Raw genomic sequence first — 24353 nt, 5'->3', positions numbered from 1 at the left:
GTTCCAAGTGCAGATATATCGTGTTCGAGGTTTGGATCTGAGGAGATCCAACAAATATGGAGGAAACATCGTGATTTCCGCTGATGCCCGCCGGCGCGGCCTGGCCGTGGGCGCCGCGCTGCTGATCGGCGCGCTCGGTCTCACCGCCTGCGGCGAGAAGACCGAGGACAGTGCCGAGGGCCCCGCGAAGACCGCCCCCGAGGTCTCCGCCGACACCGCGCTGGCCGCCCAGGTTCCCGAGGACATCAAGGCCGACGGCGTCATCAAGATCGGCGTCGACTCCAGCTACGCCCCCAACGAGTACCTCGACACCGACGGCAAGACCGTCGTCGGCTGGGACGTGGAGCTGTTCGACGCCGTGGCCGCCAAGCTCGGCCTGAAGACCGAGTGGGTGACCAGCAACTTCGACGACATCGTCCCCGGCGTCACCACCTCCGGCAAGTACGAGACCGGCGTCTCCTCCTTCACCATCAACCCCGAGCGCCTCAAGCAGGCGACGATGGTGAGCTACTTCAACGCCGGCACCCAGTGGTTCGCCAAGGCCGGCTCCACGATCGACCCGGACGACGCCTGCGGCAAGAAGATCGCCGTCCAGAAGGCGACCGTCCAGGTCCCCGACATCGAGGCGCGCTCCAAGGCCTGCACGGACGCCGGCAAGCCGGCGATCCAGATCAACCAGTACCAGGGCCAGGACCAGGCCACCTCCGCGGTGGTCTCCGGCAAGGAGGACGCCAGCCTGGCCGACTCCCCGATCGCCGCCTACGCGGTGAAGAAGGCCAGCGGCCTGGCGCTCCTCGGCGACATCTACGACGCCGCCCCCTACGGCTACGTGGTGAAGAAGGACTCGCCGCTGGGCCAGGTGTACGCCGACGCCCTCAAGGCGGTCATCGCCGACGGCACCTACACGAAGATCCTGGAGAACTGGGGCGTGCAGGCAGGCGGGATCACCGACCCGACAGTCGACCCGGCCTCCTGATGGCCCCGCAGCAAGAACCCGCGGAACGGGTGCGGCCTGAGACCATCAAGGCCGTGCCCGTTCGGCACCCCGGCCGCTGGGTCACCGCGGCGGTCCTGCTGGTGCTGGCCGCCCAGTTCGTGCACATGCTCGTCACGAACCCGGCCTTCCAGTGGGCCTACGTCGTGGACAACGCCTTCCGGCCCCCGGTCATCGAAGGCGTGCGCACCTCGCTGATCCTGATGGTCCTGGCCATGATCATCGGCGTGGTGCTGGGCATCGTCCTGGCCGTCATGCGGTTGTCGGACAACCCCATCCTGCGCGGCGTGTCCTGGCTCTACATCTGGGTGTTCCGGGCGCTGCCCCGGCTGGTGCTGGCCATCCTGTTCGGCAACATGGGCGTCCTGTACGCGGAGTTCTCCTTCGGGCTGCCCTTCACCGAGCAGTTCGCCGACCTCCTGGGCGTCGACATCAACGGCACCCTGTTCTCGGTGGACGCCACGACGCTGCTCACCGGCTTCATGGCGGGCCTGCTGGCGCTGGCGCTGTCCGAGGCCGCCTACATGGCCGAGATCGTCCGGGCGGGCCTGCTGTCGGTCGACCCCGGCCAGACCGAGGCGGCCGCCGCCCTGGGCATGTCGAAGCTCCAGATCACCCGGCGGATCGTGCTGCCGCAGGCGATGCGGGTCATCCTGCCGCCCACCGGCAGCGAGACGATCGTGATGCTCAAGGACACCTCGCTGGTGGCCTACGTGCCGGTCACCAACGAGCTGTTCTTCCAGCTCCAGGCGATCGGCAACCGGGAGTTCCAGCCCTTCCCCATGCTCGTCGCCGCCTGCCTGTGGTACCTGGCGCTCACCAGCGTGCTGCTGGTCGGGCAGTACTTCCTGGAGAAGCGCTTCTCCCGCGGTACCGGCGAGCAGAGCGGGGCGAACAGGGCGAAGACGCGGCTGCGGATCATGAAGGGCGCCCAGTGATGACCGATCTCACGAAGAACGCCGATGCCGGGGCGCCCGCCGAGTTCATGGTCGAGGCCGAGGACGTCCACAAGAGCTTCGGCAGGGTCGAGGTCCTCAAGGGCATCGACCTCCAGGTCAAGCCCGGCGAGGTGATGTGCGTCGTCGGGCCGTCCGGCTCGGGCAAGTCCACCTTCCTGCGCTGCGTCAACCACCTGGAGAAGATCAACAGCGGCCGGCTGTGGGTCAACGGCAGGCTCATGGGCTACCGGGAGAAGAACGGCAGGCTCTACGAGCTGCGCGACCGCGAGGTCGCCGCGCAGCGCAGGGACATCGGCATGGTGTTCCAGCGGTTCAACCTCTTCCCGCACATGACCGCGCTGGAGAACGTCATGGAGGCGCCGCTGCGGGTCAAGCGGCGGCCCAAGGCCGAGGTCCGGACCCGTGCCGAGGAGCTCCTCGAGCGGGTCGGCCTGGCCGACAGGATGGGCAACTACCCCTCCCAGCTGTCCGGCGGCCAACAGCAGCGCGTCGCCATCGCCCGCGCCCTGGCCATGGACCCGGCCCTGATGCTCTTCGACGAGCCGACCTCGGCCCTCGACCCGGAGCTGGTCGGCGAGGTCCTGACCGTCATGCAGCAGCTCGCCGCCGACGGGATGACGATGATGGTCGTCACCCACGAGATGGGCTTCGCCCGCGAGGTCGGCGACTCCCTCGTCTTCATGGACGGCGGCGTCATCGTCGAGCAGGGCGACCCGCGCGAGGTCCTGGCCGACCCGAGCCACCCCCGCACCCGGGAGTTCTTCTCCAAGGTCCTGTGACCCTCCACGGCCCCGTTCCCGGCCGCAGGCTCCCGTTCACGGCAACGGGATCTCGGCGGCCGGAGGCGGGGCCGTGGTGTAGGGCGTGCCGCCCAGCAGCACCATCCCGCTCGGCCGGAGCCCGGCCGGGATGTCGTACCACAGGTCGAACTCCAGCCGGACGCCCCCGCCCAGCTCGGGGGAGAGGGGCTGGCGCTTGAGCGTCATGGTCGGCCCGTCGGGGGAGAAGGAGCGGCCGCCGGAGGTCTCCAGCCGCTGCTCGCCGAGGTCCAGCCCGGCGGTGGTGCGGCCCTTGTTCTCCACGAGCAGCCTGACCCGGACGTACTGGCCCCGCCTCGCGTCCACCTCGGCGTGGCTCCCGGTCGTCCGGGCGATCCCGTGGGTCACCCCCAGGACCTGGAAGAGCAGCTCCCCGCTGGGACGGGCGGGGGAGCCGACCGCCCGCTCTCCGTCGCGGACCGGACGCGGCTCCTGCCGGTAGCGCTCCGGCCCCCGCGCCTCCTCCTCCTGTCCGGAGCACCCGGCGAGCCCGCCGCAGCACAGGGCGAGAGCGGCGAGCAGGCGGAGCGGGGAATCCGGGATACGGCTCATCGGCGGCCGATCTGGAGCGGGGCGGGGGACAGGAGCGAAAAAGGGTCTGGAAGCGCCTTTGGGGCCGCACACCTCTTCCCCGAAGGTGCGCGTTATCTACTCAGCGCTTCCAGACCCCCGTACGGTCCACGGTAGCGACCCGCGGCCGTCTCGCGCAAAGTCTCCGGACCACCCGATGCCTGACCGAAACCCCGGAGACTTCGTGCTGCACCAAGATCTCTCCAGCGGGCGGGGACCTGAAACAGCCGACCGGGGAATCGCTGCCGCGGTCCCCGGAATCCGTGGGGAGACGGGTGGGTATCGGGTGGTCTTGCGGTCAGTGCGCGGCGTCGTACCAGGTGCGGCCCGTGCCCATCGCCACGGCCAGCGGGGCGCGCAGCGTGTAGGCGCCGTCCATCTCCCGGCGGACCAGCTCCTGGAGGGCCTCCAGCTCCTCGGAGCAGACCTCGAAGATCAGTTCGTCGTGCACCTGGAGCAGCATCCGCGACCGCAGCCCCGCCTCGCGCAGCGCGGCGTCGATCCGGATCATGGCGACCTTGATGATGTCGGCGGCCGAACCCTGGATGGGCGCGTTCAGCGCCATGCGCTCGGCCATCTCGCGGCGCTGCCGATTGTCGGAGTTGAGGTCCGGCAGGTAGCGGCGGCGGCCCAGGATCGTGGAGGTGTAGCCGTCGCGGCGCGCGTCGGCCACCACCGAGGCCAGGTAGTCGCGCACCCCGCCGAAGACCTCGAAGTAGCCCTCCTTCAACTCCCGCGCCTCACCCGGGGTGATGCGCAGCTGCTGGGACAGGCCGTACTCCGACAGGCCGTAGGCCAGGCCGTAGTTCATCGCCTTGATCTTGCTGCGCAGCTCGGTGCCGATCTGGCCGGGCTCCAGGGCGAAGACCTTGGCGGCGGTGATGGTGTGGAAGTCCGCGCCGGACACGAACGCCTCGATCAGCTCGGTGTCCCCCGACAGGTGCGCCATGATCCGCAGCTCGATCTGGCTGTAGTCGGCGGTCAGCAGGCAGTCGTAGCCCTCCCCGACGGTGAACGCCGCGCGGATCTGGCGGCCCTCCTCGGTGCGGGCCGGGATGTTCTGCACGTTCGGGTCGGTGGACGACAGGCGGCCGGTCGCGGCGACCGTCTGGTTGAAGGTGGTGTGGATCCGGCCGGTCTCGTCGGCCAGCGGGATCAGCGAGTCCACCATCGACTTGAGCTTGGCCACCTCCCGCCAGCGCAGGATGTTCTCCAGCACCGGATGGCCGTTCTTCTCCAGCAGGCCCGTGAGCGCCTCGGAGTCGGTGGTGTAGCCGGTCTTGGTGCGCTTGGTCTTGGGCAGGCCCAGCTCGTCGAAGAGCACCTGCTGCACCTGCTTGGGCGAGCCCAGGTTGAACTCGTGGCCGACCGCGTCGAACGCGCCCTGCTCGACCTGCTTGGCCTGGCCGCCCATGGACGCCGACAGGCCCGCCAGGTGGTCGTGGTCGATGGCGATGCCGGCCCGCTCCATCCGGGCCAGGATGTCCACCAGCGGCAGCTCCAGCTCGTGCAGCAGCCGGTCCGCGCCGCGCTCGGCCAGCTCGGCGTCGAGCGCGTCGGCCAGCTCCAGCACGGCCAGGGCGCGCACCGCCAGGTCCTGGGCGGCGGTGTCCTCGTCGGAGCCGTCCAGGGTGAGCTGGCCGGACTGCTCGGCGCCCTCGCGCAGCTCCTTGTGCAGGAAGCGCAGCACCTGCTCGCCCAGCTCGTAGGAGCGCTGGTCGGGCGCCACCAGGTAGCAGGACAGGGCGGTGTCGCTGGTGACCCCGGCCAGGGTCAGGCCGCGGGCGGCGAACGCCTGGAGGGGGCCCTTGGCGTCGTGCACCGCCTTGGGAGCCGCCTCGTCGGCCAGCCAGGCGGCGAAGGCCTGCTCGTCGGCGGGGTCCAGCAGCGCCGGGTCGAAGTGCACGGCCGCGCCGTCGGCGGCGGCCAGCGCCACCGCGGTCAGCTCGCCGGTGCCGCGGGCCCAGCGCCCCGAGACCGCGATGCCCGTGCGGCCCTTGCGGGCGTGCTCGGCCAGCCACGCGGCGAGCCCGCCCGCCTCCGGGCGGGTCAGCTCGACGGAGAAGCCCTCCCCGGTCTCGGCGGGCTCCTCGCCGCCGGCGTGCGCGGTGAGCGTGGTGAACAGGCGGTCGCGCAGCTCGCCCCGGAACTCCAGGGTGTCCAGCAGCGCCTGGATCTCCTGCCGGTCCCACTCGCCGATGTTCAGCGCCGCCGGGTCGGCCTCCACCGGCGCGTCGCAGTCGAGCTTGTTGAGCTGCTGGTTGCGCAGCACCTGGCCCAGGTGCTCGCGCAGGCTCTCCCCGGCCTTGCCCTTGATCTTGTCGACCTGGGCGACGAGGTTGTCCAGGCCGTCGTGGGCCAGCAGCCACTTGGCGGCGGTCTTGGGCCCCACCCCCGGCACCCCGGGCAGGTTGTCGCTGGTCTCGCCGACGAGGGCGGCCAGCTCCCGGTACCGCTGCGGCGGCACCCCGTACTTGGCGGTGACGGCCTCGGGGTCCATCCGCGCCAGCACCGACACCCCCTTGACCGGGTACAGCACGGTGACACGGTCGTCGACGAGCTGGAAGGCGTCACGGTCCCCGGTGACGATCAGCGTGCGCATGCCCCGCGCCGTGGCCCGCGTGGCCAGCGTGGCGATGAGGTCGTCGGCCTCGTACCCCGCCAGCGACAGGTGGGTGATCTTCAGTGTGTCGAGCATCTCGCAGATCAGCTGCACCTGGCTGCGGAACTCGTCCGGCGTCTTGGCACGCCCCGCCTTGTACTCGTCGTAGGCGGTGTGCCGGAACGTCGGCTCCGACCGGTCGAAGCAGACCGCCACATGGCTCGGCTTCTCGTCCCGCAGCACGTTCACCAGCATCGAGGTGAACCCGAACACGGCGTTGGTGTGCTGCCCCGTGGTCGTGGAGAAGTTCTCCACCGGCAGGGCGTAGAACGCCCGATAGGCCAGCGAGTGCCCATCCAGCAGCAGCAGGGTCTCAGGGGTCGGTTCCGAAGTAGCCACCCCCAGAGCCTAATGCGGTGCACGGACAGTTTCCGGCGTGTTCGGCAGGCCCGAACGCAGCGGGCTCCACGACTTCAAGGGCGCGGGCCCAGAGCCGGGACGTCCCTTTGACCTGACCGCCCGTCCTGTTCCGCTCCGGCCGTGCAGGAGAGGAATGCTTCCGGAGTGCCACTCGAGCGACAGCCGTGAATTTGGCGAAGTATGAGAGAGGTTTTGATGACTCCCTGTGTTTGGACTGTTGCTCATGGCAAGATCTGTGGCCATGAAAACGACCGCTGCCAGTGCGGGGTCTTCGGGCACGCCCGATGATCCCGGCAGCGGAGCGCGCCGGACTCGAGGGGCCAACAAGGCCCCGGCATGGCGGTATGAGGGCCCGGTGTCGGTGATCCGCCTGCCGCTGGCGGTCGACGATCAGGCTGCGGCCCGGTTGGAATCACTGTTCTGGTCGATGTTCTGTGTCAAGCGTGCGTTGCAGAGGAGCACCCGTTCCCGGCTGGCGGAGTTCTGGGCGGGCGGTCGTCGCCGGCAGGACGACGCGGCGAGGTGGCGACGTGAGCTGGGCCTGTCGCGCCGGGACCTGGAGCGGATCGCCTACGCGCATGTGGACGGAGCGGGCTGGCTGAAGCACCACGTGTCCAAGGCGTTGGTCATGCACCAGGCCGACGAGGTGTGGACGGGAGTGGAACGCCACTTGTTCCCCGACGCCTCGGGCCGTCGGGCAGGGCGTCCCAGAGTCGGATCCTGGTGGGAGTACCGACGGATCGCAGGTCGGGCCCGTTCGCACACACGGGCCCGCAAATGGGAGACATTCCGGCTGCACGGTAGCCTGCAAGGTCATCTGGACGCCTACCGCCACCCCGCGCTGCCGGCAGAGACGGCCACTCCGGCGCAAGTGGTGTCTCTGGCACCAGGAACGCCGGTGCTGGCCCAGCCCAGGCGGCTGCGCCCACCCCGGCCTGTCGCCGACCGGCCGGGCAAGTGCTCATGGTGGGACCACGACGGGCCACTGACCGTGGTGTTCGCCGGTGGCCCCGACAGCGAGCGCGGAGAGCTGGCGTTGCCGGTCCGCTTGCCATCGGGTGCGGGCCGCTGGCGATGGCTGCGCCACTTCTTGGGGCGTCCGCAGCTATGGCACAAGATCGACTTGGTGCGCAGGCCCTGTCTGTCGGCTCCTGGCGGGTGGACCTACGAAGCACACCTGATGATCTTGGATGGCGGCTACATCTCCCCGGCCACCCGCGAGCGCAGACGATGTGTCGCCGCACTCGAGCGGGTCGGCGGAGTGGACGTGAACGTCTCCAACCTGTCGATCGTCTCTCTGCCGGTCACCCTGGATCCAGCCGATGGGCCGGTGCTGGCCGACCAGATCGTTCTCACCGAGGTGGAGAAGGCCGCGATAGAGCGGGACCGGCGCACCGTCCGTAGGCGGGCACGAGCCCTCGAGCGCTCTCGGAGGGCTTCGAACAAGGCGCAGTACGAGCTGTCTCGCCGTCAGCGCAAACGCGAACAACGCAGACGGGCCGCTGGACTGCCCACCCGTCATGTCGACCTGCCCAAGGGCTCCCGTCTGGCGGACCGGGCGGGCCGTCCGCGCAACGCGTATCGAAAAGACCGGCTCACCGTCGGCTACCGCAAGCTGCGTACCCTTATCCGTGCCGAGCGGGCGGGACGCACCGAAGCCCAGCGGGCCCGTGCTCGGCAGATGGCCTCCCACCTGGTCGCCGTCCATGGAGTACACCTGACGGTGGAAGCCTGCATCCTCTCCTCCTGGTTCCGGCGATGGGGCAGGGCATGCGCGGCCTTCACGCCCGGGATGCTCACTTCTGCCCTGGCGGTCGAGTGCGCTGCGGCGGGAGGGCGGCTGGGGCGCGCTTCGACGTTCACCACCGCGCTCTCCCAGCACTGCCTATGCGGGCAGAAAGTGAACAAAGCACTCGCCGACCGCATCCATCGTTGTCCCGCCTGCGGACTGACCGGGGACCGTGACCTGGTCTCGGCCGCACTCGGAGCCTTCGTCACCTGGACCGATCAGGCCGACCCCAGGACGGCGTCGGTCGACTTCTCGACTTCCCGGCACGCTCTGGACGTGTTCGGGCTCGGGCTGCAAGGAGCCCTGACCGAGTCAACCGTCACCCGCTCCCGCCCCGCTCGACGGACGCGGGGGAAGAACGGCAGCCGTACCCGGAAGCGGACGGCCTCTGCTCGGTCGCATCCGGAACGCCAGTGGAGCCGACCCCGGACAGGGACCCGCCAGGGACCTCACCGGACAGACGTCATCGGGCCCCGGACTGTTCCGACCTGCGCATCAGGCGCGAAGGAACAGGCCTTAGTCTCGACGTCGGACAGTTTCCGGCGAGTGGCCGGACCTATTGCCAGGAGTTGCGCGGCGTGAACAACGAGCAGCAGGCGGCCTTGAAGCAGGTCGCCAATGGGAACCCGATGGGCGATCTCGCGACGAACATGGGGTTGGAGTTCCTCGAGGCCTCGGCGGAGCGGGTCGTGGGGCGGATGCCGGTGAAGGGCAACACCCAGCCCTACGGGCTGCTGCACGGCGGGGCCTCCTGCGTGCTGGCCGAGACGCTCGGCTCCGTCGGGTCGGCGCTGCACGCGGGGGAGGGGCGGATCGCGGTCGGCGTGGAGATCAACGCCACGCACCACCGGTCGGCGACCGAGGGGTTCGTGACCGGGGTGGCCACGCGTATCCACGGCGGGCGCACGCTGGCGACGTACGAGATCGTCATCTCCGACGAGCAGGACCGGCGGGTCTGCACGGCCCGGCTGACCTGCATGCTGCGGGACGCGCCGCAGGGTTGATCGGGAACGTGCCAGAGGGGCCCGGCGGGCGTCCGCCGGGCCTTGCTCATTTCAGGGTGACGGTGAGGGTCCGCGTTCCGGTGGCGGGGGCCTTGACGGTCAGCAGGCCGGTCTCCTCGTCCCAGGTGCCGGTGCCGCCGGTGACCGTCCCCTCGGACGGGAGCCAGAACTCGGTGGGCGCGGTGACCTTCGGGTCGGCGGTGTAGACGAGCTTCAGCGTCCTGGTCTTCGGGTCCCAGGCGTTGGTGACGGGGGTGCCCGCCACGGCGCGCGGGTAGGGGACGGCCAGCCGCCGGGCGAGCTCGGTCGGCTCGCGGTCCGCGGTCCAGGGGCTCCAGCCGTTGCCGGGGTCGGAGGACCAGTAGACGCGTCCGGCGTGCATCTCGTCGGTGACGCGGGAGACGGCGTCGACGAAGTCCAGGGCGCCGGGCTTGGTGGCGTCCAGGCCGTACTCGCCGAGGACGATCGGGGCGTTCTGGCGGCGGGCGGTGGCGGTGACGGCGTCGCGCCAGGCGTTGAGGGTGCGGTCGATCAGAGTGCGGTTGCTCCCGGTGTAGCCGTTGCCGAGGTCCAGGGGGAGCGGGTAGAGGTGCGGGGCGTAGCCGATCCTGTCGACCGGGTCCTCGATGGGCCGCAGTCCCGAGGCCAGGCCCCAGTTGACGCCGACCGCGCGCGGCTCGACGAAGATCCACTTGTTGCGGTCGACCCTGCGGATCTCGTCGGTGGTCCGCTGGTAGAGGTCGGAGAGGGGGCCGCGCTCGAACGGGAGGCCGGGGAGGCTGCCGCCCCACGGCTCGTTCATCAGGTCGTAGCCCAGGACGGCGGGGTCCTCGGCGAAGCGCCGCGCGACGTGGGCCCAGGCCCTGGCGTAGTGGTCGCGGAGTCCGGGGTGCTCGCCGGTGGTGTTCCAGAAGTGGTCGAACGCCCGCATCGTGCCGGGCTGGACGTAGCCGAGCTCCCACGGGTCCTGGGCGGGGGCGGGCAGCCCGTCGTGCTTCGTCGCCCAGGCGGGCGCGCCGTTGCCGTTGACGGCGGGTCCGTAGATGTCCTGGTGCATGTCGAGCATGACGAGGATGCCGCGTTCGGCGTACCAGCGGACCCAGGTCTCCACCCGGTCGAGGTAGGCCTCGTCGTACCGGCCGGGGGCGGGCTCCAGGCTGCGCCACTGCAGGAGGAAGCGGACGAGGTTGGAGCCGAGCAGTTCGCGTTCGGCGTCGATGAACTTCTCGTCGTAGTCGGTGGGCATGCCGTCGGGCGCGGATTTGGCGCTGCTCTGGGTGTTGAGCCCGTGCAGGATCAGGGAGCGGCCCTGCGCGTCGGTGATGAAGCGCGGGGAGGCGCCGCGCCCGGCGTCGCGGCCCCAGCCGTCGACGGTGTACGCGCCGAGGAGGAGGGACAGGGCGAGGGTTCCGGCGAGGACGAGTCGGCCGCTGCGGCGCATGCCGCCTCCTAATATGAGGTCTATTCATGTTAGGCGAATGTGAGATACCTTACATGAACATGAGCCTTCCTCGCATTGGTCGGGTCACCTGGACGGCGACCGGGGCCACCGCCCTCCTGGCGCTCCTGCTCGGCCTCGACCCCCTGGTGCTCCAGGCCACCGCGGCCGCCGGCCCCCTGGTCGTCCCGTCGGCGGTGGGCGTCCCCTTCGGCCCGCCGGCCCTGCACCTGACGTCCTTCGGCGAACTGGGCACGGCCTACACGCTCACCGAGGGCCTGGCCGCCCTCGTCCTCATCGCCGCGGTCCTGCTGCGGATCCACCGGCGCCCGCACACTCCCGGCCGCACGCTCGCGGCCACCTGGTGGGCCTTCGCCCTGGGTTCGGCCGCCGCCGGGCTGCTCCGCGGGGCCGCCACCGCGCACACCGCCTACGGCGACGCCTCCGCCTACTTCACCTACGCCCTGTTCGGCGCATTCTTCGGCCTGCTCTGGGGCCTGCTCCTCGGCTGGCTCCCCGCCCTGCCCGCGGCCCTCGCGGCCCGCTCCGCACCCGCACCCCGCCCCGCCTGACGCGCAAGGCCCGCCTCTCTTATCCGGCTCTCACATTCGCATCACCCTCGCCTCAGAAGAGCGCAGCAGGCTTCCGCGTCATGAAACCCCTCCTCAAACGCCGGGGCCTCGTGCTCAACGGCACGCTGAGCGTGTTGTTGGCCGGGGGCGTCGGCGTCGCCTGTCTCTCGCTCGGTGGAGATGGGGAAGAACCCGCGACGTCCGCCCGGACGACCACCGTGTCCCGGGGGAGCCTCGTCGAGTCGGTCTCGGCCTCGGGCTCCGTGGAGAGCGCCAAGAGCAGCGCGCTGAGCTTCGGCGGCTCGGGCACCGTGAAGAAGATCTATGTCGCAGTCGGGGACAAGGTCAAGAAGGGCGCCAAGCTGGCCGTCCTCGACCAGACCGAGGCACAGGAGGACCTCGAGGCGGCACAGGCGAACCTGGCGGCCGCCGCGGACGAGGACACCGACAGCGCACAGGGCTACGCCGGTTACGTGCAGGCGCAGAACGCCGTGAAGAGCGCGCAGCGCGCCTTGGACGGCACCGTCATCCACGCGCCCTTCGCCGGGACGATCACCGCGGTCAACGGCTCCGTAGGTGGGCCCGCGGTCTCCTCCGGCACGGAGTCGTCCACCGCGGGGGACTCCTCCGGCGTCAGCGGCTTCATCGAGATCGCCAACCCGTCCAAGCTGAAGATCGAGGGCACCTTCACCGAGTCCGACACCACCAAGCTGAAGGTCGGCCAGAGCGCCACGATCACCTTCAACGCGCTCAGCGGGGTCACCGCGAACGGCAAGGTCACCCAGATCTCCACCGAGCCGACCACCACCGACAACGTGGTCTCCTTCGGCGTCGTCATCACGCTGACCGACAGGCCCGCCAAGGTGCGCATCGGCCAGACCTCCACGGTCACCGTCGAGGTCTCCCGGGCCGAGGACGTCCTGTACGTGCCGTCGGCCGCGGTGAGCACCGCGGGCGGCCAGAGCACCGTCACCGTCCTGGAGGACGGCGAGCCGGTCGTCAAGACGGTCACCACGGGGGTCACCGGCGACTCCGGTGTCGAGATCAAGTCCGGCCTCGAAGAGGGCGACCAGGTCCAGCTGACCACCACTTCCGCCGACACCACCTCCGGCAACGGCGGTTTCCCCCGCAGCGGCAGGGGAGACGGTCCTCCCGGCGGCGGCAACATGGGCGGCGGCTTCCGGGGCGGTGGGCGATGAACGCCCCCGTCCTGGACGTGCGCGCCGTCACGAAGGTCTACGGCGACGGCGGGGCGACCGTCCACGCGCTGAGCGGTGTCACCCTGCGGGTCGACCGCGGCGACTACGTCGCGATCATGGGCCAGTCGGGCTCCGGCAAGTCCACCCTGATGAACATCCTGGGCTGCCTGGACGTCCCGACCGCCGGCCGCTACCTGCTGGACGGCACCGACGTGGGCGTGCTCTCCGAGCACCAGCTGTCGATCCTGCGCAACCGCAGGATCGGCTTCATCTTCCAGTCCTTCAACCTCATCCCCCGGATGAGCGCGCTGGCCAACGTCGAGCTCCCGCTCGCCTACGGCGGCGTCAAGCCCGCCGAGCGGCGGCGGCGCGCGCTGGCGGCGCTGGAACTGGTGGGCCTGTCCGACCGGGTCGGCCACGAGCCCAACGAGCTCTCCGGCGGCCAGCAGCAGCGGGTCGCGGTGGCCCGGGCGCTGGCCACCTCCCCGTCGCTGCTGCTGGCCGACGAGCCGACCGGCAACCTCGACACCGGGTCCACCCGCGACGTGCTCGACATCCTGGACGGGTTGTCGACGTCGGGCCGCACCATCGTGCTGATCACACACGAGGACGAGGTCGCCGCCCGGGCCAAGCGGGTGCTCAAGCTGGTCGACGGCGACATCGTCGAGGACCGCAGGCAGGCGCCCGTCGCGGGCCCGCCGCCGCGGGTCCTGGAGACCGGAGGCGTCCGGTGAGGTTCTACGAGGTCTTCCGCTTCGCCCTGCGCGGGCTGGGCGCCGACAAGCCGCGCAGCGCGCTGACCACCCTGGGCATCCTCATCGGCGTGGCCGCGGTGATCCTGCTGGTCGCGGTCGGCAACGGCTCTTCCCTGCAGATCGCGAACAGCATCTCCTCGCTCGGCGCCGGCACCCTGACGGTCTCCTCGTCCACCACCGGACGCGGCGGCATGCCGGGCCGGGTCGGCGGCCAGTCGACCGGCACCGGGCCGCGCACCCAGGCCAGGCAGCTGACCCTCCAGGACGCCGAGGCGCTGGTCGACCCGCAGAACGCGCCGAACGTCGAGAGCGCCTCCCCGGTGGTGAACACCAACTCGGCGACGACCACCTACGAGGGCGCCAGCCACGACATCAGCCAGTTCGTCGGCACCTATCCCGGCTACTTCAAGGCCTCCAGCAAATCGGTGGCCGCCGGCGCCCTGTTCGACAAGGCGGACGTCGACGCCGCGGCCAAGGTCGTGGTCATCGGCCAGACCGTCGCCGAGGGGCTCTTCGGCCGGGTCGACCCGCTGAACCAGAAGATCAACGTGGACGGCACCTACTTCACCGTCGTGGGGGTGCTGGCGGCGTCCGGTTCGTCCGCCAGCGGTTTCCAGGACGCCGACGACATCGCGATCGCGCCGATCACGGCCGTGCAGGGCACGCTGACCAGCTACGGTTCGCTCAGCCAGATCGTCGTGCAGGCCAGGAGCGCCGACGCCGTCGACGCCGCCCAGGCGGAGATCACCGCAATCTTGAACCAGCGGCACGGGATCACCGGCTCGACCACGGACTTCACCGTCTACAACCAGGCGACGGTCCAGTCCGCGGTGGCCGATTCCAACCAGACCTTCACCGTGCTGCTGGGCGCCGTCGCCGCGATCAGCCTGCTGGTCGGCGGGATCGGCGTCACCAACATCATGCTCGTCACGGTGACCGAGCGGACCCGGGAGATCGGCATCCGCAAGGCGATCGGCGCGCCCAAGGGCGCGATCCTCGGCCAGTTCGTCGTCGAGGCGACGATCCTGTCGCTGCTCGGCGGGGTCCTCGGCGTCGCCGTCGGGCTGGTGGGCAGCCGGTTCGAGATCGTCGGGGTGAAACCGGTGGTCGTGCCGTCGTCGGTCTTCCTGGCCCTCGGCGTGTCGGTGGCCATCGGCCTGTTCTTCGGCAGCTACCCCGCGAACCGGGCTGCCAACCTGCGGCCCATCGAAGCCCTGCGACACCAGTGAGAGACACCTCATGAACACGACGAAGAAGGCACGGCACCGCAACGACCCGGCGGAGACCGTGCTCGACGGCGACCCCTTCGAGGGCGATCTGTCCGCCCGGCTGGCGGACGCGCCCAAGCACGGCAGGCTGCCCGGCCCGACGGTAATCCTCGTCGCCGGCCTGCTCGCCGTCGCGGGATTCATCAGCGGTGTCCAGGCGCACAAGACCTGGGGCGGCCAGGAGTCCGCCTCCGCGGGCGCCGCATTCCCCGGACCGGACCAGAACGGCCGGAGCCAGGGCGGCTTCCCGCAAAGGAGCGGCCCTGGGAACGGCTCGTTCGGCGGGCTCACCTCCGGAACGGTCACCGAGGTCTCGGCCGGGGTCGTCCATCTGAAGACCTCGGACGGCAGGACGGTGCAGGTCAAGACCGGCGGCGACACCGAGATCACGGTGAGCGAGAAGGGCTCGCTCAAGGACCTGAAGCCCGGAACGAGCGTCATGGTGCGGGGCGAGACCGCCGAGGACGGCACGGTCACCGCCTCCAGTGTGACCGAAGGCAGCGACACAGGAGGCTTCGGTGGTATGCGCCCCCGGAACGGAAACTGAGGAGACCCCCACATGAGCAAGATCATGCGTCTGTCCGCCGGCCTCGTCATGGCCGGAACCCTGCTGCTCGCCTCCGCCTGCGGCGGGGACTCCGGGTCCGGCGACGGCGGCACCACCGGCACCGATATGTCGGCCTTCCGGGACTGCCTGAAGAAGCACGGCGTGTCGATGCCCGAGGGCGGCAGGGGCGGCGGCCGCCCGTCCGGCGGGCCCACCGTCCGTTCGTCCGGGGCCCGCACGGACCGCCCCTCGGGTGCTCCCACGGGCCGCCCGTCCGGCGGCCCCAGCATGTCCACGGAGATGCAGGCCGCCATGCAGGCCTGCGCCTCGCTGCGGCCTGAGGCCCCGAGGGTGACCAGGGGCGGCCCGGGAGCGCCGGGCGACGACGGCGGACAGCAGCAGAGCGGCGGCTGAGGAACGATGAAGTCCATCGAGAAGAAGACCGCCATCGCGGGCGGGGTGCTGAGCGTGATGCTCGTCGGAGGGGGTCTTGCGGTCTTCTCCGGCGGCGGCTCGGATCCCGCCCCGGCGGCGGCCGCTCCGAGCGCCCCGGCCCCGGCCGCGCCGGCCTCCTCCGGCGACGGCGTGTCGGCGTCGGGGACGGTGCGGAGCTCCCGGGTGCGCGACCTCGGTTTCACCACGGGCGGCGTCGTCACCGCGCTGAAGGTGAAGGTGGGGAGCAAGGTCGCCAAGGGCGACCTGCTGGGGACCGTCGACCCCACCACCGCCGAGGAGAACCTCGACGCCGCCTACAGTGCCTACGTCGCGGCGCAGAAGAGCTACAAAGAGGTCAAGGAGGGCGGTTCCACGACGGCGAGCACGGCGCAGTCCGGCACCGAGGACACCAAGGGCACGGGCCAGAACGGTCAGGGCGGCGCCGTCCGGACCGTGGCCCGGGCCTACGCCTTGATGGTGGAGGCGAGGAACGCCTACACCAAGGCGCAGCGGGAGGTCGCCGGCACCAAGATCCACGCCCCGTTCGCCGGGATGGTCACCGCGCTGTCGGTGACCGTGGACCAGGAGGTCCGTTCCGGCGGCACCGCCCTCACCCTGACGGACACCGCGAGCCTGCGGGTCGGCGCCGAGTTCAGCGAGGCCGACACCGCTCGCCTGAAGAAGGGCCAGAAAGCTTCGGTCACCTTCGATTCGCTGGGCAAGACGATCAGCGGCCGGGTCCTCTCCGTCTCGCCGGTGCCGGTCGGCTCAACGGAGTCCTCCGCGGGTCCGGGCGGCGGCTTCCAGGCCTCCTCCACCAGCGTGGTGCGCTACGAGGTGCTGGTCTCCCTGAGCGAGATCCCCTCCGGAACGCGGGTCGGGTCCCCGGTCACCGTCGAGGTGAAGGCCGGCTGATCTCTCATCGTCCTCTCATCGGGCGATCAGGATTCCCCCAGACGGCGGCCGGATGCTGCCTGCCATGCCGGAGCAGATGAGTCCGCGGGAAGTGCTGGACGAACCCCCCTTCGAGGACACCCTGGAGGAGGCGCTCGCCGTCCACCCGCCCCGGGCGAAGATCCCCCTGGTCACCCTCTGCCTGGGCGCGGGGGTGGTGGCGGTCGCGGGCTTCATCGGTGGCGTCCATGCCGACCGGCAGTGGGGCGGCGGGGACGCCTCCGCCGCGGCCCCGGGCCGGCCTGGCCCTTCCACCCGCGGCGGCTTCCCCGGCACCCCGGTTCTCCAGGACCAGGGCGGCGGTTTCCCCGGAGCTCCGGGCGGCCGTTTCCCCGGTGGCGGAGAGGCGACGACGGGCACCGTCAGCAAGGTCGCCGGTGCGACCATCGAGGTGAAGACCTCCGACGGGCGGACCGTCGAGGTGAAGGTCGGCGACGGGACACGGGTGACCACCACCCGGGAGGGCACGGTCAAGGACATCGAGCCGGGTGCCGCGGTGACCGTGCGGGGCGACCAGATCACCGTGACGCCCGCGCGTTAGGCGTCCTTGCGGCCGAGGACCGCGGCCATCTGGGTGTGCAGGGGGTGCTCCAGGTCGCCCGCCGGGCCGTCGGGGCGCCAGGCGGTGCAGTGGGTGACGCCGGGCTCCAGGACGGTCAGCCCGTCCATGAAGGACAGGATCTGCTCCGCGCCGCGGAAGTAGGAGCCGCCGAGGCCGGTCTGGAGCACCTTCTTGGCCTCCTCCACGCGCGGGTCGTCGCCCGAGTCGTGCAGGTGCGTCAGCATGATGTGGCTGCCGGGCGCCAGGAACTCGTGCAGGCGCATGACGGTGCCGCGCGGGTCCTGATCGTCGGGCACGTGGTGGATGATCGCGGCGAGGATCAGCCCGACCGGGCGGCTCAGGTCGATGAGCGAGGTGAGGCGCGGGTCGGTGAAGATCTTCTCCGGCTCGTACAGGTCGCCCTGGATGAACGAGGCGACCCCGTCCTCGGTGAGCAGCGCCCGCCCGTGCGCCAGCACGATGGGGTCGTTGTCGACGTAGACGACCTTCGCGTCGGGGTGGGCCTCCGTGGCGTACTGGTGCACGTTGCTGGAGGTCGGGAGCCCGGAGCCGATGTCGACGAACTGGGTGACGCCCAGGCCCGCCAGGTGGCGCACGGCCCTTTCGATGGCGACCCGGTTGCCCTGCGCCACGACGGGCGCCTCGGGCACGAACTGCATCACCAGGTCGGCGACCTCGCGGTCGGAGGCGAAGTTGTCCTTGCCCCCGAGGAAGTAGTCGTAGACCCTGGCGAAGCTCGGCGTGTTGACGTCGATGCCGGGCGGGGCGTGCTCGTCGGCCATGGCGGATTCCTCGCTGGTGCGGAGGGGAAGATCCTGTGGACGTCCCACCTTACGCAGTCGGCATCCCGTGAACCACCGACTTCACAGGAAACATCACACCTCTCGTCGAATAAGTCAGTGACTTCCGGACAAAGGGTGTGATGGAGGAACATCTGCCGCGAAGGTCACTCCTGCTCGTCGGCGCGGTCCTGCTGCTCGCGCGCCTTGCGCCGCTGCTCCTCGACCTTCTCGCGCAGGCCGCGCAGGAAGTCCTCGTCGTCGTCGGGCGGCGTCGGAGCGGCCGGCCGGGGCCGGTCCCGGAGCGCGACGACGCGCGGGCGCCCCGCGATGAGCCAGACGATCGAGCCGAGGTCGGGCAGCACCAGGACGATGAGCAGCCAGAGCGGTTTCGGGAGGTTCCGGCAGTCCTGGGCGTCGGTGGTCACCACATCGAAGATGCAGTAGATCCACAGTGCTACCAGGAGCAGGCTGAAGCCTCCGAAGAGAATCGGCACGGTCGGACCTTTCCATGAAGCTGAGAGGAAAACGGTAGTCGAACTCCGGCACTGGAAACAGCGTCTCTTCCAGCAGGAGGCGAGGGGCATGCGGGTGAGCTGGGCGACGGAGGCGGTCCCGGGGCGGGACTGGCCGAACGAGGATTTCGTGGCCGCCGCGGCGGGCGCGGTGGTGGTGCTCGACGGCTGCAGCCTGCCGCCGGGCACGGACCTGGGCTGCCGACACGGTACCGCCTGGTACGCGCGCACCCTCGGCCTGGAACTGCTCACCCGGCTCCTGGAGAGCCCGCCGGGCAGGCCGGAGGACCGGGGAGAGGGGCTGCGCCCGCTGCTGGCGCGGGCGATCGACTCGGTGGCCGCGCGGCACGTCCGCACCTGCGACCTGGGCCATCCGGCCACCCCCGCGGCGACGGTGGTGGCGCTGCGCGAGGGAGGCGGCACGGTGGAGCACCTGGTGCTGGCGGACTCGACGCTGCTGCTGGACTCCGGGGACAGCCTGGAGGTCGTCTCGGTGCCCAACGCGCGGACGTACGCCGCGGCCGACCTCAGGGCCGCGTCCCACGCCCTCACCGGGGCGCGTCCGGCGGGGGCGCTGCACCGGGCGGCGCTGCTCACCGACGGCGCGGCCCGGCTGGCCGAGCGGTTCCGGCTGCTGGGCTGGCAGGACCTCATGGGCGTGCTCGGCGGCGAGGGCCCCGGAGCGCTCATCCGCCGCACCCGCGAGACCGAGGACGCCGATCCGCACTGCCGGCGCTGGCCGCGCCACAAGCGCCACGACGACGCCACCGCGGCTCTGTGCGTCTTCTGAGGCCCGCACCCGCGGCCTGCCCTGGAGGAGGCCGCTAGGCGCCGGGCGGCGGCGGGTAGCCCGTCACGTACAGCTGGTCCTCGCGGACGAAGCGGAAGCCGAGCTTGGCGGCGACCCTGCGGCTGCCCTGGTTGTCGGGGGAGGTCGACCAGGACGGCCGCCGACCCCGGCTCAGGACGCCCTCGGCGACCCGGGCGGCGCAGGCGGCCGACAGGCCGCGCCCCCGGTGGCCGTCCTCGGTGACGACGCCGAGGTCCTCGTACCGGTCGCCGAGGTAGAAGGGGACGGCGACCGAGACCAGCCTGCCGCCGACGAAGGCGCCCACGGCCAGCCCGGAGGCGGCGGCGCCCGCGTGCCCGCCCCACGTCTCGGTGATCCACTGCAGCTCCGGGGAGAGACCCGCCAGCGCGGGCACGTCGCCGAGCGTCAGGACGCGCAGCTCGGCGGCGACCGTCGGCACCGGACGGGGCGCGCGGTCCAGCTCGTAGATGACGCGGGGCCAGCGGTACAGCGGGCCGGACCGTTCGGCGAGCAGCGGCGCGAAGTCCTCGTCGGTCCGGTAGAAGCCGTGCGGCAGCACGGCCCGGCCGAGCCCGGCCGGGTCGCCGCTCAGGTCGTAGTTGCCGCCCCCGGTCTCGGCCAGCACCGTCCCCGGCTCGACCGGGTCGTCCACCAGGATCCGGCCGTGTCCCGTCCGCAGCACGTGCGGGCCGATCAGCGGTCCGGGCACCTCCGGGCGGAACCAGTCGCGGACCTGCTCGGTCTCCGAAAGCTCGATCACGGTCACACCGTAGACGCCGATCCCCCGCGACGCGCCGGAATAACCGATGATGGGGAGATGTGCAGAAGCATCAAGACGCTGCGGCCGCCGTACACCGAAGAGGTCACCGAGCAGGACGTGCGGGCGGCGGCACTGCAGTATGTGAGGAAGATCTCGGGGTTCCGCGCCCCCGCCGCGCACAACGCCGAGGCCTTCGAGACGGCGGTCGAGGAGGTGGCCCTGGCCACCGCGAAGCTGCTGGCGGAGCTGAAGGTGCGCGGCCGGGCGTAGCGCGCGGGGCAGGAATCTCCGTTTCTCTGGACGTTCTTGAAAGTCTTGTGCGGAAACGGGTAGGAGACCCACGATGGTCACCATGGGTCATGTCTCGGAAGAGCAGTGGTTCCGTACCGAACTGACGGGCCGCGCGGTGTGGAAGCTGCTGGTCAAAGGGCTGCAACTGTATCTCCCGGGTTACACCGTGACCCCGGGCGAGGTGCGGGTCTCCGCCCGCCCCGCGCCGTTCCCGGTGCCCGTCCACGTCGACGGCACGGGTTTCGGGCTGCAGGTGCGCAGGGAGCGGCCGCGGCGGGAGCCCGACCGCGAGATCTTCGTGCGCGGCGAGGGCGGCGGCGTCATCGGCATCGCCATCGCCGGGCCGGTCGCCGCCGTGGGCAGCCGGGTCGTGGACGCCGGCTCGCTCGTTCGCTACGCCCGCAGGCTGACCTACGAGACCCTCTACGACCCCGAGGAGGCCGACTCCGCGGGACCCGCCGTGCGGGCGGCCCGGTCGCTGCAGGACGTGGTGTTCCTCGACCCCGAGAACGGCTTCGGGCTGGGCGTCGAACTCGACCCCGCCACCCGCGTCCCGGTGGCGCGGCTGCTGGTCGGGCTGGAGCCCCGCGCGGGCAACGGCGGGGCGGCCGAGAAGGGCGGCTCGGTGCGCGTCCAGGCCTACCCGGCGGCGGGCCTGCCCGCCCAGGCCGTCAGGTCCCACAGCTGATGCACCGGCAGGCTCCGTAGCCGGGCGGCGGTGCCCGCCGGGTCGGCAGGGAAGTCCTGCCGGTCGAACTCCAGGCTCTGCGCGTGGGTGAGCACCGCGGCCACCAGGGAGTCGGGGGTCCCGGCGGCCACCAGGGGGCCGATCCGCGCCACCGCGCCCGCCGACTCGTGCAGGGCGCGCAGCAGCGCCTTCACCGACGCCTCGTCGCTGGGCAGCCTGCGGCGCAGCGACGGCGAGCCCACGTCCATGGTCAGCGAGATGAGCAGCGCGGTGTAGCCGCCGCCCAGCTCCTCCAGGACCCGCCCGGTCAGGTAGTAGCGGGTGAGGTGCTCCTCGGCGGTCTTGAACCGCACGCTCAGGCCGCTGCCCTCCACGCACCGCTCGTAGACGTCGGCGAGCACGTCGCGCAGCGCGGGGTCGGCGCACATGAGCGAGCCGCCCACCGTGGTGACCGGCTCCGTGCCCGGCTCCAGGGTGGCGGTGATGGCACGGTCGAGCTCGCCGGAGGTGTGCCGCATCAGGTCGGTGACGACGTCCTCGACGTCCTCCAGCGCCCGGGACAGGTCGCGTTGCAGGCCGAGCATCTGGGCGCGGTTGTGCTCCAGGTCGGAGATCCGGGTGAGCGCGGCCTCCACCCGGGCGTCGGGCGCGACCTGGCCCGCGATCGCCGGCACCGCGACGGGGAAGGAGGCGTTCTCCATGTCGGCGAGCCTGCCGCGCAGCTCGGCCAGCGCGTCGCGCTGCTTCTCCAGCTCGTGCAGCCGGATGGCCTGGGCGCGGATGTACTCCTCGGTGCGGTGCAGCAGGGCGGCGAGCTCGTCGATGCGCCCGCCGTGCTGGTTCACCCGCAGGTCCAGGCCGGGCAGCCGCTGCCTGACCTCGCCGAGCTCGTCGTTCAGCTGCCTGCCCGTGCTCTCCAGCGTCTGGTTCTGCCGGCGGACCAGCGAGTGCAGCTCCTTCACCCGGCTGAGGAACGCCTCGGTCTGGTACTTGGCCTGACGGGCGGCGTAAAGCTCCAGGGCCCCGACCACCACGCAGAGCAGGACCAGGGCGATGGTCATGGCGCTCCTCGACCTGTAGGCACTCTTGAGACCTTCTTGATCCTCTCGGCCCCGACTCTAACCCAATTCGGGAAGATTTCCTGGGGAAGAAGGTCCCGCGTTCAACCGCCGGGTGTAGTCGTGCGCGCCCGCCAGGACGGCCGCGTGCACGGCCCGCGCGATCCGCGCCCCCCACACCGACCGGGGGCCGGCGAACGGCTCGGGATCCCCGCCGTCGGGGGCGGCGACGCAGACGGCGTCGCTGGCGGTGCCCGAGCAGTCGTACCCGGCCTCCAGCAGCGCCTGGGTCTTGGCCTCGGTCGCGGTCAGCACCGCGTTGACCAGGGCGGCGTCCTCCAGCGCGACGGGGACGGACACGACGATGTTGATGGTGCCCGGCCGGAACTGCTCGGGCACGGCAGGGGCCAGGACGGGGTCGGGCCTGCCCTCGGGGGCGGCCGCCCAGGTCGGCACCCGCAGCCCCACGGTCGCCGTGGCCGACACGCCCCCGTCGTGCCCTTGGCGGAAGGCGCGCACCTCGGCGGCGGTCAGCAGCCCGACGCCCGGCCCGTCCAGACCGAACCGTGCGGCCAGCTCCCGCAGGTGGGCCAGCGGGTCCATCCGCGCGTAGGCGCCGGGCACCTGGGCGTTGAGCACCCAGCCGGCCGGGCCGATCCCGCCGCCGAGCAGCCCCGAGGAGATCATCCGGCGCGGTCCGGGCCGCCACACCAGCGCGGGGAGCTCGCCGCCGCCCTCCGGGCGCCACACCGTCTGGATTCTCAAGGCCGCTCCAAGGCGAGACGGGGACGTCCGTCCGGGCCGCGCGTCACGCTCACCTTCGCGCCGAAGTGAGCACCGACCAGATCGGCGGTGAGCACCTCGGCGGGCGTCCCGCAGGCCGCGACCCGGCCGCCGGAGACGAGCACGAGCGTGTCGGCGTACTGGGCGGCGGTGCCCAGGTCGTGCAGGGTGGTCAGGACGGTCAGGCCCTCGGTGAGGCGCAGCTCGTCCAGGAGTTCCAGCACCTGCTGCTGGTGGCCCAGGTCCAGCGCGGTGGTCGGCTCGTCCAGCATCAGGATCGGCGCCTGCTGGGCCAGCGCGCGGGCCAGCACCACCCGCTGGCGCTCCCCGCCGGACATGCGGCCCAGGCGCCGCCCGGCGAAGTCCGCGAGGTCGAGCCGCAGGAGCGCCCGTTCGGCGATCTCCCTGTCCTCGGCGCGCTCGCGTCCCAGGTAGGGGATGTAGGGGGAGCGGCCCAGCAGCGTGTAGTCCAGCACGGTCAGGTCCTCGGGCAGCAGCGGGTTCTGCGGGGCGTAGGCGACGGTGCGCGCCCGCTCCCGCCCGCGCAGGCCCTCGCGCCCGTCGAGCCGGATCCGCCCGGTGTGGGGCAGCAGCCCGGCGACCGCCTGGAGCAGCGTCGACTTGCCCGCCCCGTTCGGTCCGATCACCGCGGTCCAGGAGCCCTCCGCGACGTCCAGCCCGACCTCCCGCAGCACGGGACGGCCGTCCCGCACCACGTCCAGACCCGACACGGCGATCACGACGCCCTGCCCCGGGTGGAACGCAGGATCGCCAGGAAGAAGGGGGCGCCGATGAACGCGGTGAGCACGCCCAGCGGCAGCTCGCCCGGCGCCAGCAGGGTGCGGGCCAGCAGGTCGGCCACCACCAGGAAGGCGCCGCCCGCCAGCAGCGACAACGGCAGCAGGATCCGGTAGGAGCCGCCCGCCAGCCGCCGGACCGCGTGCGGCACCACGATGCCCACGAACCCGATGAGCCCGCTGACCGCCACCGCGGAGGCGGTCGCCAGCGACGCGGCGGCCAGCACCACCAGCCGGATCCGGGCGGCGTCCACGCCCAGCGAGGCGGCCTCGTCGTCGCCGACGGCCAGCACGTCCAGCAGCCTGCCGTGCACCAGCAGCACCGCCGTGGAGACCAGCGCATAGGGCAGGATCATGCCCAGGGACTGCCAGGACGCCCCGGCCAGCCCGCCCAGCAGCCAGGAGTAGACCTGCTCCAGCCGGTCCACCCCGGCCTGCTGGACGAAGGTCTGCACCGCCGCCAGGAAAGAGGAGACCGCGACCCCGGCCAGGATCAGGGTGCCCGTGCCGGGCCCGGCGGCCCGGCCCAGCGCGTAGGCCAGGGCCACGCCCCCCAGCGCTCCGGTGAACGCCGCCACCGGCACCCCGTAGGAGGCGGCCACCGGCAGATGGACGATCACCAGGGTTGCGCCGAGCCCCGCCCCGGTCGAGGCGCCCAGCAGGTACGGGTCGGCCAGCGGGTTGCGCAGCACCCCCTGGTAGCCGGCGCCCGCGAGCGCCAGCAGCCCGCCGACGAGGGCGCCCAGCAGCACGCGCGGCAGCCGCAGCTCGGTCAGCAGCGCGTGCTCCATCGGGGACAGCGTGCTGTCCAGGCCGAACACCGCGCGCAGGACCTCGCCGGGCGGCAGGGAGGCCGCGCCCTCCAGGAGGCCGGCCGTCATGGCGGCGAGCAGCACCGCCACCGCGGCGGCCAGCGGGACCGGGCGCAGCCGCCGGGGCCGGGCCTTCACCGCGGCCTCCACGGCCGGCCGGTCCCGCATCGTGC

Annotated in this window: 26 protein-coding genes; 16 read left to right on the top strand and 10 right to left on the bottom strand. The window is 71.8% G+C overall.

Annotated elements, in window-relative coordinates:
• Nucleotides 1–70: 70 nt before the first annotated feature.
• The 3 genes from C2865_RS15225 to C2865_RS15215 are packed head-to-tail and all read left to right on the top strand — an operon-like array spanning nucleotide 71 to nucleotide 2732.
• The gene (locus C2865_RS15225) at nucleotides 71–976 is read left to right on the top strand and encodes an ABC transporter substrate-binding protein (protein WP_106399109.1); all 906 of its coding nucleotides are present in this window, start codon (nucleotides 71–73) and stop codon (nucleotides 974–976) included.
• Nucleotides 976–1932: an amino acid ABC transporter permease gene (locus tag C2865_RS15220; protein ID WP_106399108.1), complete on the top strand. Its 957-nt coding sequence runs from the start codon at nucleotides 976–978 to the stop codon at nucleotides 1930–1932. Before C2865_RS15225 ends, C2865_RS15220 begins: the two co-directional genes overlap by 1 nt.
• Nucleotides 1932–2732, top strand: a complete 801-nt coding sequence (locus C2865_RS15215; protein WP_106399107.1) for an amino acid ABC transporter ATP-binding protein — start codon at nucleotides 1932–1934, stop codon at nucleotides 2730–2732. Before C2865_RS15220 ends, C2865_RS15215 begins: the two co-directional genes overlap by 1 nt.
• A gap of 36 nt (nucleotides 2733–2768) precedes the next feature.
• On the opposite strand, the gene C2865_RS15210 is transcribed toward C2865_RS15215, so the two are convergent.
• The gene (locus C2865_RS15210) at nucleotides 2769–3323 is read right to left on the bottom strand and encodes a DUF4352 domain-containing protein (protein WP_106399106.1); all 555 of its coding nucleotides are present in this window, start codon (nucleotides 3321–3323) and stop codon (nucleotides 2769–2771) included.
• Nucleotides 3324–3639: 316 nt separating this feature from the next.
• Nucleotides 3640–6342 (bottom strand): DNA polymerase I, encoded by a 2703-nt coding sequence (polA, locus tag C2865_RS15205; RefSeq protein ID WP_106399105.1) that lies wholly within the window; start codon nucleotides 6340–6342, stop codon nucleotides 3640–3642.
• A gap of 376 nt (nucleotides 6343–6718) precedes the next feature.
• Between polA and C2865_RS39405 the strand changes: the two genes are divergently transcribed.
• Together C2865_RS39405 and C2865_RS15200 are read left to right on the top strand one after the other, a co-directional pair.
• Nucleotides 6719–8734 (top strand): zinc ribbon domain-containing protein, encoded by a 2016-nt coding sequence (locus C2865_RS39405; protein WP_157963731.1) that lies wholly within the window; start codon nucleotides 6719–6721, stop codon nucleotides 8732–8734.
• Nucleotides 8735–8781: 47 nt separating this feature from the next.
• On the top strand, nucleotides 8782–9156 hold the full coding sequence (locus C2865_RS15200; protein WP_106399371.1) for a PaaI family thioesterase: 375 nt from the start codon (nucleotides 8782–8784) through the stop codon (nucleotides 9154–9156).
• Nucleotides 9157–9202: 46 nt separating this feature from the next.
• Here C2865_RS15200 and C2865_RS15195 read toward each other — a convergent pair whose 3' ends face one another.
• A complete protein-coding gene (locus C2865_RS15195) occupies nucleotides 9203–10597 on the bottom strand; it encodes a cellulase family glycosylhydrolase (protein ID WP_106399104.1) in 1395 nt (464 codons plus the stop codon).
• Between the two features lie 59 nt (nucleotides 10598–10656).
• Between C2865_RS15195 and C2865_RS15190 the strand changes: the two genes are divergently transcribed.
• From C2865_RS15190 to C2865_RS15155, 8 genes are all read left to right on the top strand, one after another.
• Nucleotides 10657–11166, top strand: a complete 510-nt coding sequence (locus C2865_RS15190; RefSeq protein WP_106399103.1) for a hypothetical protein — start codon at nucleotides 10657–10659, stop codon at nucleotides 11164–11166.
• Between the two features lie 80 nt (nucleotides 11167–11246).
• Nucleotides 11247–12365, top strand: a complete 1119-nt coding sequence (locus tag C2865_RS15185; RefSeq protein ID WP_106399102.1) for an efflux RND transporter periplasmic adaptor subunit — start codon at nucleotides 11247–11249, stop codon at nucleotides 12363–12365.
• Entirely contained in the window at nucleotides 12362–13099 is a 738-nt protein-coding gene (locus C2865_RS15180; RefSeq protein ID WP_106399101.1) for an ABC transporter ATP-binding protein, read from the top strand. The genes C2865_RS15185 and C2865_RS15180 overlap by 4 nt, the downstream gene beginning before the upstream one ends.
• Nucleotides 13096–14349, top strand: a complete 1254-nt coding sequence (locus tag C2865_RS15175; RefSeq protein WP_106399100.1) for an ABC transporter permease — start codon at nucleotides 13096–13098, stop codon at nucleotides 14347–14349. The genes C2865_RS15180 and C2865_RS15175 overlap by 4 nt, the downstream gene beginning before the upstream one ends.
• Before the next feature lie 10 nt (nucleotides 14350–14359).
• Complete coding sequence (locus tag C2865_RS15170; protein WP_106399099.1) at nucleotides 14360–14935, top strand: DUF5666 domain-containing protein; 576 nt, start codon at nucleotides 14360–14362, stop codon at nucleotides 14933–14935.
• 12 nt (nucleotides 14936–14947) lie between these two features.
• A complete protein-coding gene (locus tag C2865_RS15165; RefSeq protein WP_106399098.1) occupies nucleotides 14948–15349 on the top strand; it encodes a hypothetical protein in 402 nt (133 codons plus the stop codon).
• Between the two features lie 6 nt (nucleotides 15350–15355).
• Nucleotides 15356–16285 (top strand): HlyD family secretion protein, encoded by a 930-nt coding sequence (locus C2865_RS15160; RefSeq protein WP_106399097.1) that lies wholly within the window; start codon nucleotides 15356–15358, stop codon nucleotides 16283–16285.
• 64 nt (nucleotides 16286–16349) lie between these two features.
• Entirely contained in the window at nucleotides 16350–16865 is a 516-nt protein-coding gene (locus C2865_RS15155; protein ID WP_106399096.1) for a hypothetical protein, read from the top strand.
• Here C2865_RS15155 and C2865_RS15150 read toward each other — a convergent pair.
• Together C2865_RS15150 and C2865_RS15145 are read right to left on the bottom strand one after the other, a co-directional pair.
• Nucleotides 16862–17668 (bottom strand): SAM-dependent methyltransferase, encoded by an 807-nt coding sequence (locus C2865_RS15150; RefSeq protein WP_106399095.1) that lies wholly within the window; start codon nucleotides 17666–17668, stop codon nucleotides 16862–16864. The genes C2865_RS15155 and C2865_RS15150 overlap by 4 nt on opposite strands.
• 164 nt (nucleotides 17669–17832) lie before the next feature.
• Nucleotides 17833–18162 (bottom strand): PLD nuclease N-terminal domain-containing protein, encoded by a 330-nt coding sequence (locus C2865_RS15145; protein ID WP_232835607.1) that lies wholly within the window; start codon nucleotides 18160–18162, stop codon nucleotides 17833–17835.
• 88 nt (nucleotides 18163–18250) lie between these two features.
• On the opposite strand from C2865_RS15145, the gene C2865_RS15140 reads away from it, so the two are divergent.
• On the top strand, nucleotides 18251–18970 hold the full coding sequence (locus tag C2865_RS15140; protein ID WP_106399093.1) for a protein phosphatase 2C domain-containing protein: 720 nt from the start codon (nucleotides 18251–18253) through the stop codon (nucleotides 18968–18970).
• Nucleotides 18971–19004: 34 nt separating this feature from the next.
• Here C2865_RS15140 and C2865_RS15135 read toward each other — a convergent pair whose 3' ends face one another.
• A complete protein-coding gene (locus tag C2865_RS15135; RefSeq protein ID WP_157963730.1) occupies nucleotides 19005–19751 on the bottom strand; it encodes a GNAT family N-acetyltransferase in 747 nt (248 codons plus the stop codon).
• 57 nt (nucleotides 19752–19808) lie between these two features.
• Here C2865_RS15135 and C2865_RS15130 point away from each other — a divergent pair, with 57 nt between their 5' ends.
• On the top strand, nucleotides 19809–20021 hold the full coding sequence (locus C2865_RS15130; protein WP_106399370.1) for a DUF2277 domain-containing protein: 213 nt from the start codon (nucleotides 19809–19811) through the stop codon (nucleotides 20019–20021).
• An 82-nt stretch (nucleotides 20022–20103) separates the two neighbouring features.
• The gene (locus C2865_RS15125) at nucleotides 20104–20730 is read left to right on the top strand and encodes a hypothetical protein (protein WP_157963729.1); all 627 of its coding nucleotides are present in this window, start codon (nucleotides 20104–20106) and stop codon (nucleotides 20728–20730) included.
• On the opposite strand, the gene C2865_RS15120 is transcribed toward C2865_RS15125, so the two are convergent.
• The 4 genes from C2865_RS15120 to C2865_RS15105 are packed head-to-tail and all read right to left on the bottom strand — an operon-like array spanning nucleotide 20682 to nucleotide 24348.
• Nucleotides 20682–21791, bottom strand: a complete 1110-nt coding sequence (locus C2865_RS15120; RefSeq protein WP_106399090.1) for a hypothetical protein — start codon at nucleotides 21789–21791, stop codon at nucleotides 20682–20684. The two genes, C2865_RS15125 and C2865_RS15120, sit on opposite strands and share 49 nt — an antisense overlap.
• A gap of 57 nt (nucleotides 21792–21848) precedes the next feature.
• Nucleotides 21849–22553 (bottom strand): adenosylcobinamide amidohydrolase, encoded by a 705-nt coding sequence (locus tag C2865_RS15115; RefSeq protein ID WP_232835606.1) that lies wholly within the window; start codon nucleotides 22551–22553, stop codon nucleotides 21849–21851.
• Nucleotides 22550–23311: an ABC transporter ATP-binding protein gene (locus C2865_RS15110; protein ID WP_106399089.1), complete on the bottom strand. Its 762-nt coding sequence runs from the start codon at nucleotides 23309–23311 to the stop codon at nucleotides 22550–22552. Before C2865_RS15110 ends, C2865_RS15115 begins: the two co-directional genes overlap by 4 nt.
• A complete protein-coding gene (locus C2865_RS15105) occupies nucleotides 23308–24348 on the bottom strand; it encodes a FecCD family ABC transporter permease (RefSeq protein WP_106399088.1) in 1041 nt (346 codons plus the stop codon). Before C2865_RS15105 ends, C2865_RS15110 begins: the two co-directional genes overlap by 4 nt.
• Nucleotides 24349–24353 lie beyond the last annotated feature (5 nt).

The organism is Actinocorallia populi (assembly GCF_002995495.1).
Lineage (GTDB): Bacteria > Actinomycetota > Actinomycetes > Streptosporangiales > Streptosporangiaceae > Actinocorallia > Actinocorallia populi.
The sequence above is the reverse complement of the archived record's forward strand: the minus strand, read 5'-3'. Positions and strand labels throughout refer to the sequence as shown.

What these genes read in the sequence shown, in the direction of transcription:
- C2865_RS15220 (WP_106399108.1), top strand. Translation starts at nt 976, where the DNA reads ATGGCCCCGCAGCAAGAACCCGCGGAACGGGTGCGGCCTGAGACCATC.
- C2865_RS15215 (WP_106399107.1), top strand. Translation starts at nt 1,932, where the DNA reads ATGACCGATCTCACGAAGAACGCCGATGCCGGGGCGCCCGCCGAGTTC.
- C2865_RS15210 (WP_106399106.1), bottom strand. Translation starts at nt 3,323, where the DNA reads ATGAGCCGTATCCCGGATTCCCCGCTCCGCCTGCTCGCCGCTCTCGCC.
- C2865_RS15200 (WP_106399371.1), top strand. Translation starts at nt 8,782, where the DNA reads ATGGGCGATCTCGCGACGAACATGGGGTTGGAGTTCCTCGAGGCCTCG.
- C2865_RS15195 (WP_106399104.1), bottom strand. Translation starts at nt 10,597, where the DNA reads ATGCGCCGCAGCGGCCGACTCGTCCTCGCCGGAACCCTCGCCCTGTCC.
- C2865_RS15190 (WP_106399103.1), top strand. Translation starts at nt 10,657, where the DNA reads ATGAGCCTTCCTCGCATTGGTCGGGTCACCTGGACGGCGACCGGGGCC.
- C2865_RS15185 (WP_106399102.1), top strand. Translation starts at nt 11,247, where the DNA reads ATGAAACCCCTCCTCAAACGCCGGGGCCTCGTGCTCAACGGCACGCTG.
- C2865_RS15180 (WP_106399101.1), top strand. Translation starts at nt 12,362, where the DNA reads ATGAACGCCCCCGTCCTGGACGTGCGCGCCGTCACGAAGGTCTACGGC.
- C2865_RS15170 (WP_106399099.1), top strand. Translation starts at nt 14,360, where the DNA reads ATGAACACGACGAAGAAGGCACGGCACCGCAACGACCCGGCGGAGACC.
- C2865_RS15165 (WP_106399098.1), top strand. Translation starts at nt 14,948, where the DNA reads ATGAGCAAGATCATGCGTCTGTCCGCCGGCCTCGTCATGGCCGGAACC.
- C2865_RS15160 (WP_106399097.1), top strand. Translation starts at nt 15,356, where the DNA reads ATGAAGTCCATCGAGAAGAAGACCGCCATCGCGGGCGGGGTGCTGAGC.
- C2865_RS15155 (WP_106399096.1), top strand. Translation starts at nt 16,350, where the DNA reads ATGCCGGAGCAGATGAGTCCGCGGGAAGTGCTGGACGAACCCCCCTTC.
- C2865_RS15150 (WP_106399095.1), bottom strand. Translation starts at nt 17,668, where the DNA reads ATGGCCGACGAGCACGCCCCGCCCGGCATCGACGTCAACACGCCGAGC.
- C2865_RS15140 (WP_106399093.1), top strand. Translation starts at nt 18,251, where the DNA reads ATGCGGGTGAGCTGGGCGACGGAGGCGGTCCCGGGGCGGGACTGGCCG.
- C2865_RS15130 (WP_106399370.1), top strand. Translation starts at nt 19,809, where the DNA reads ATGTGCAGAAGCATCAAGACGCTGCGGCCGCCGTACACCGAAGAGGTC.
- C2865_RS15125 (WP_157963729.1), top strand. Translation starts at nt 20,104, where the DNA reads ATGGGTCATGTCTCGGAAGAGCAGTGGTTCCGTACCGAACTGACGGGC.
- C2865_RS15120 (WP_106399090.1), bottom strand. Translation starts at nt 21,791, where the DNA reads ATGACCATCGCCCTGGTCCTGCTCTGCGTGGTGGTCGGGGCCCTGGAG.
- C2865_RS15105 (WP_106399088.1), bottom strand. Translation starts at nt 24,348, where the DNA reads ATGCGGGACCGGCCGGCCGTGGAGGCCGCGGTGAAGGCCCGGCCCCGG.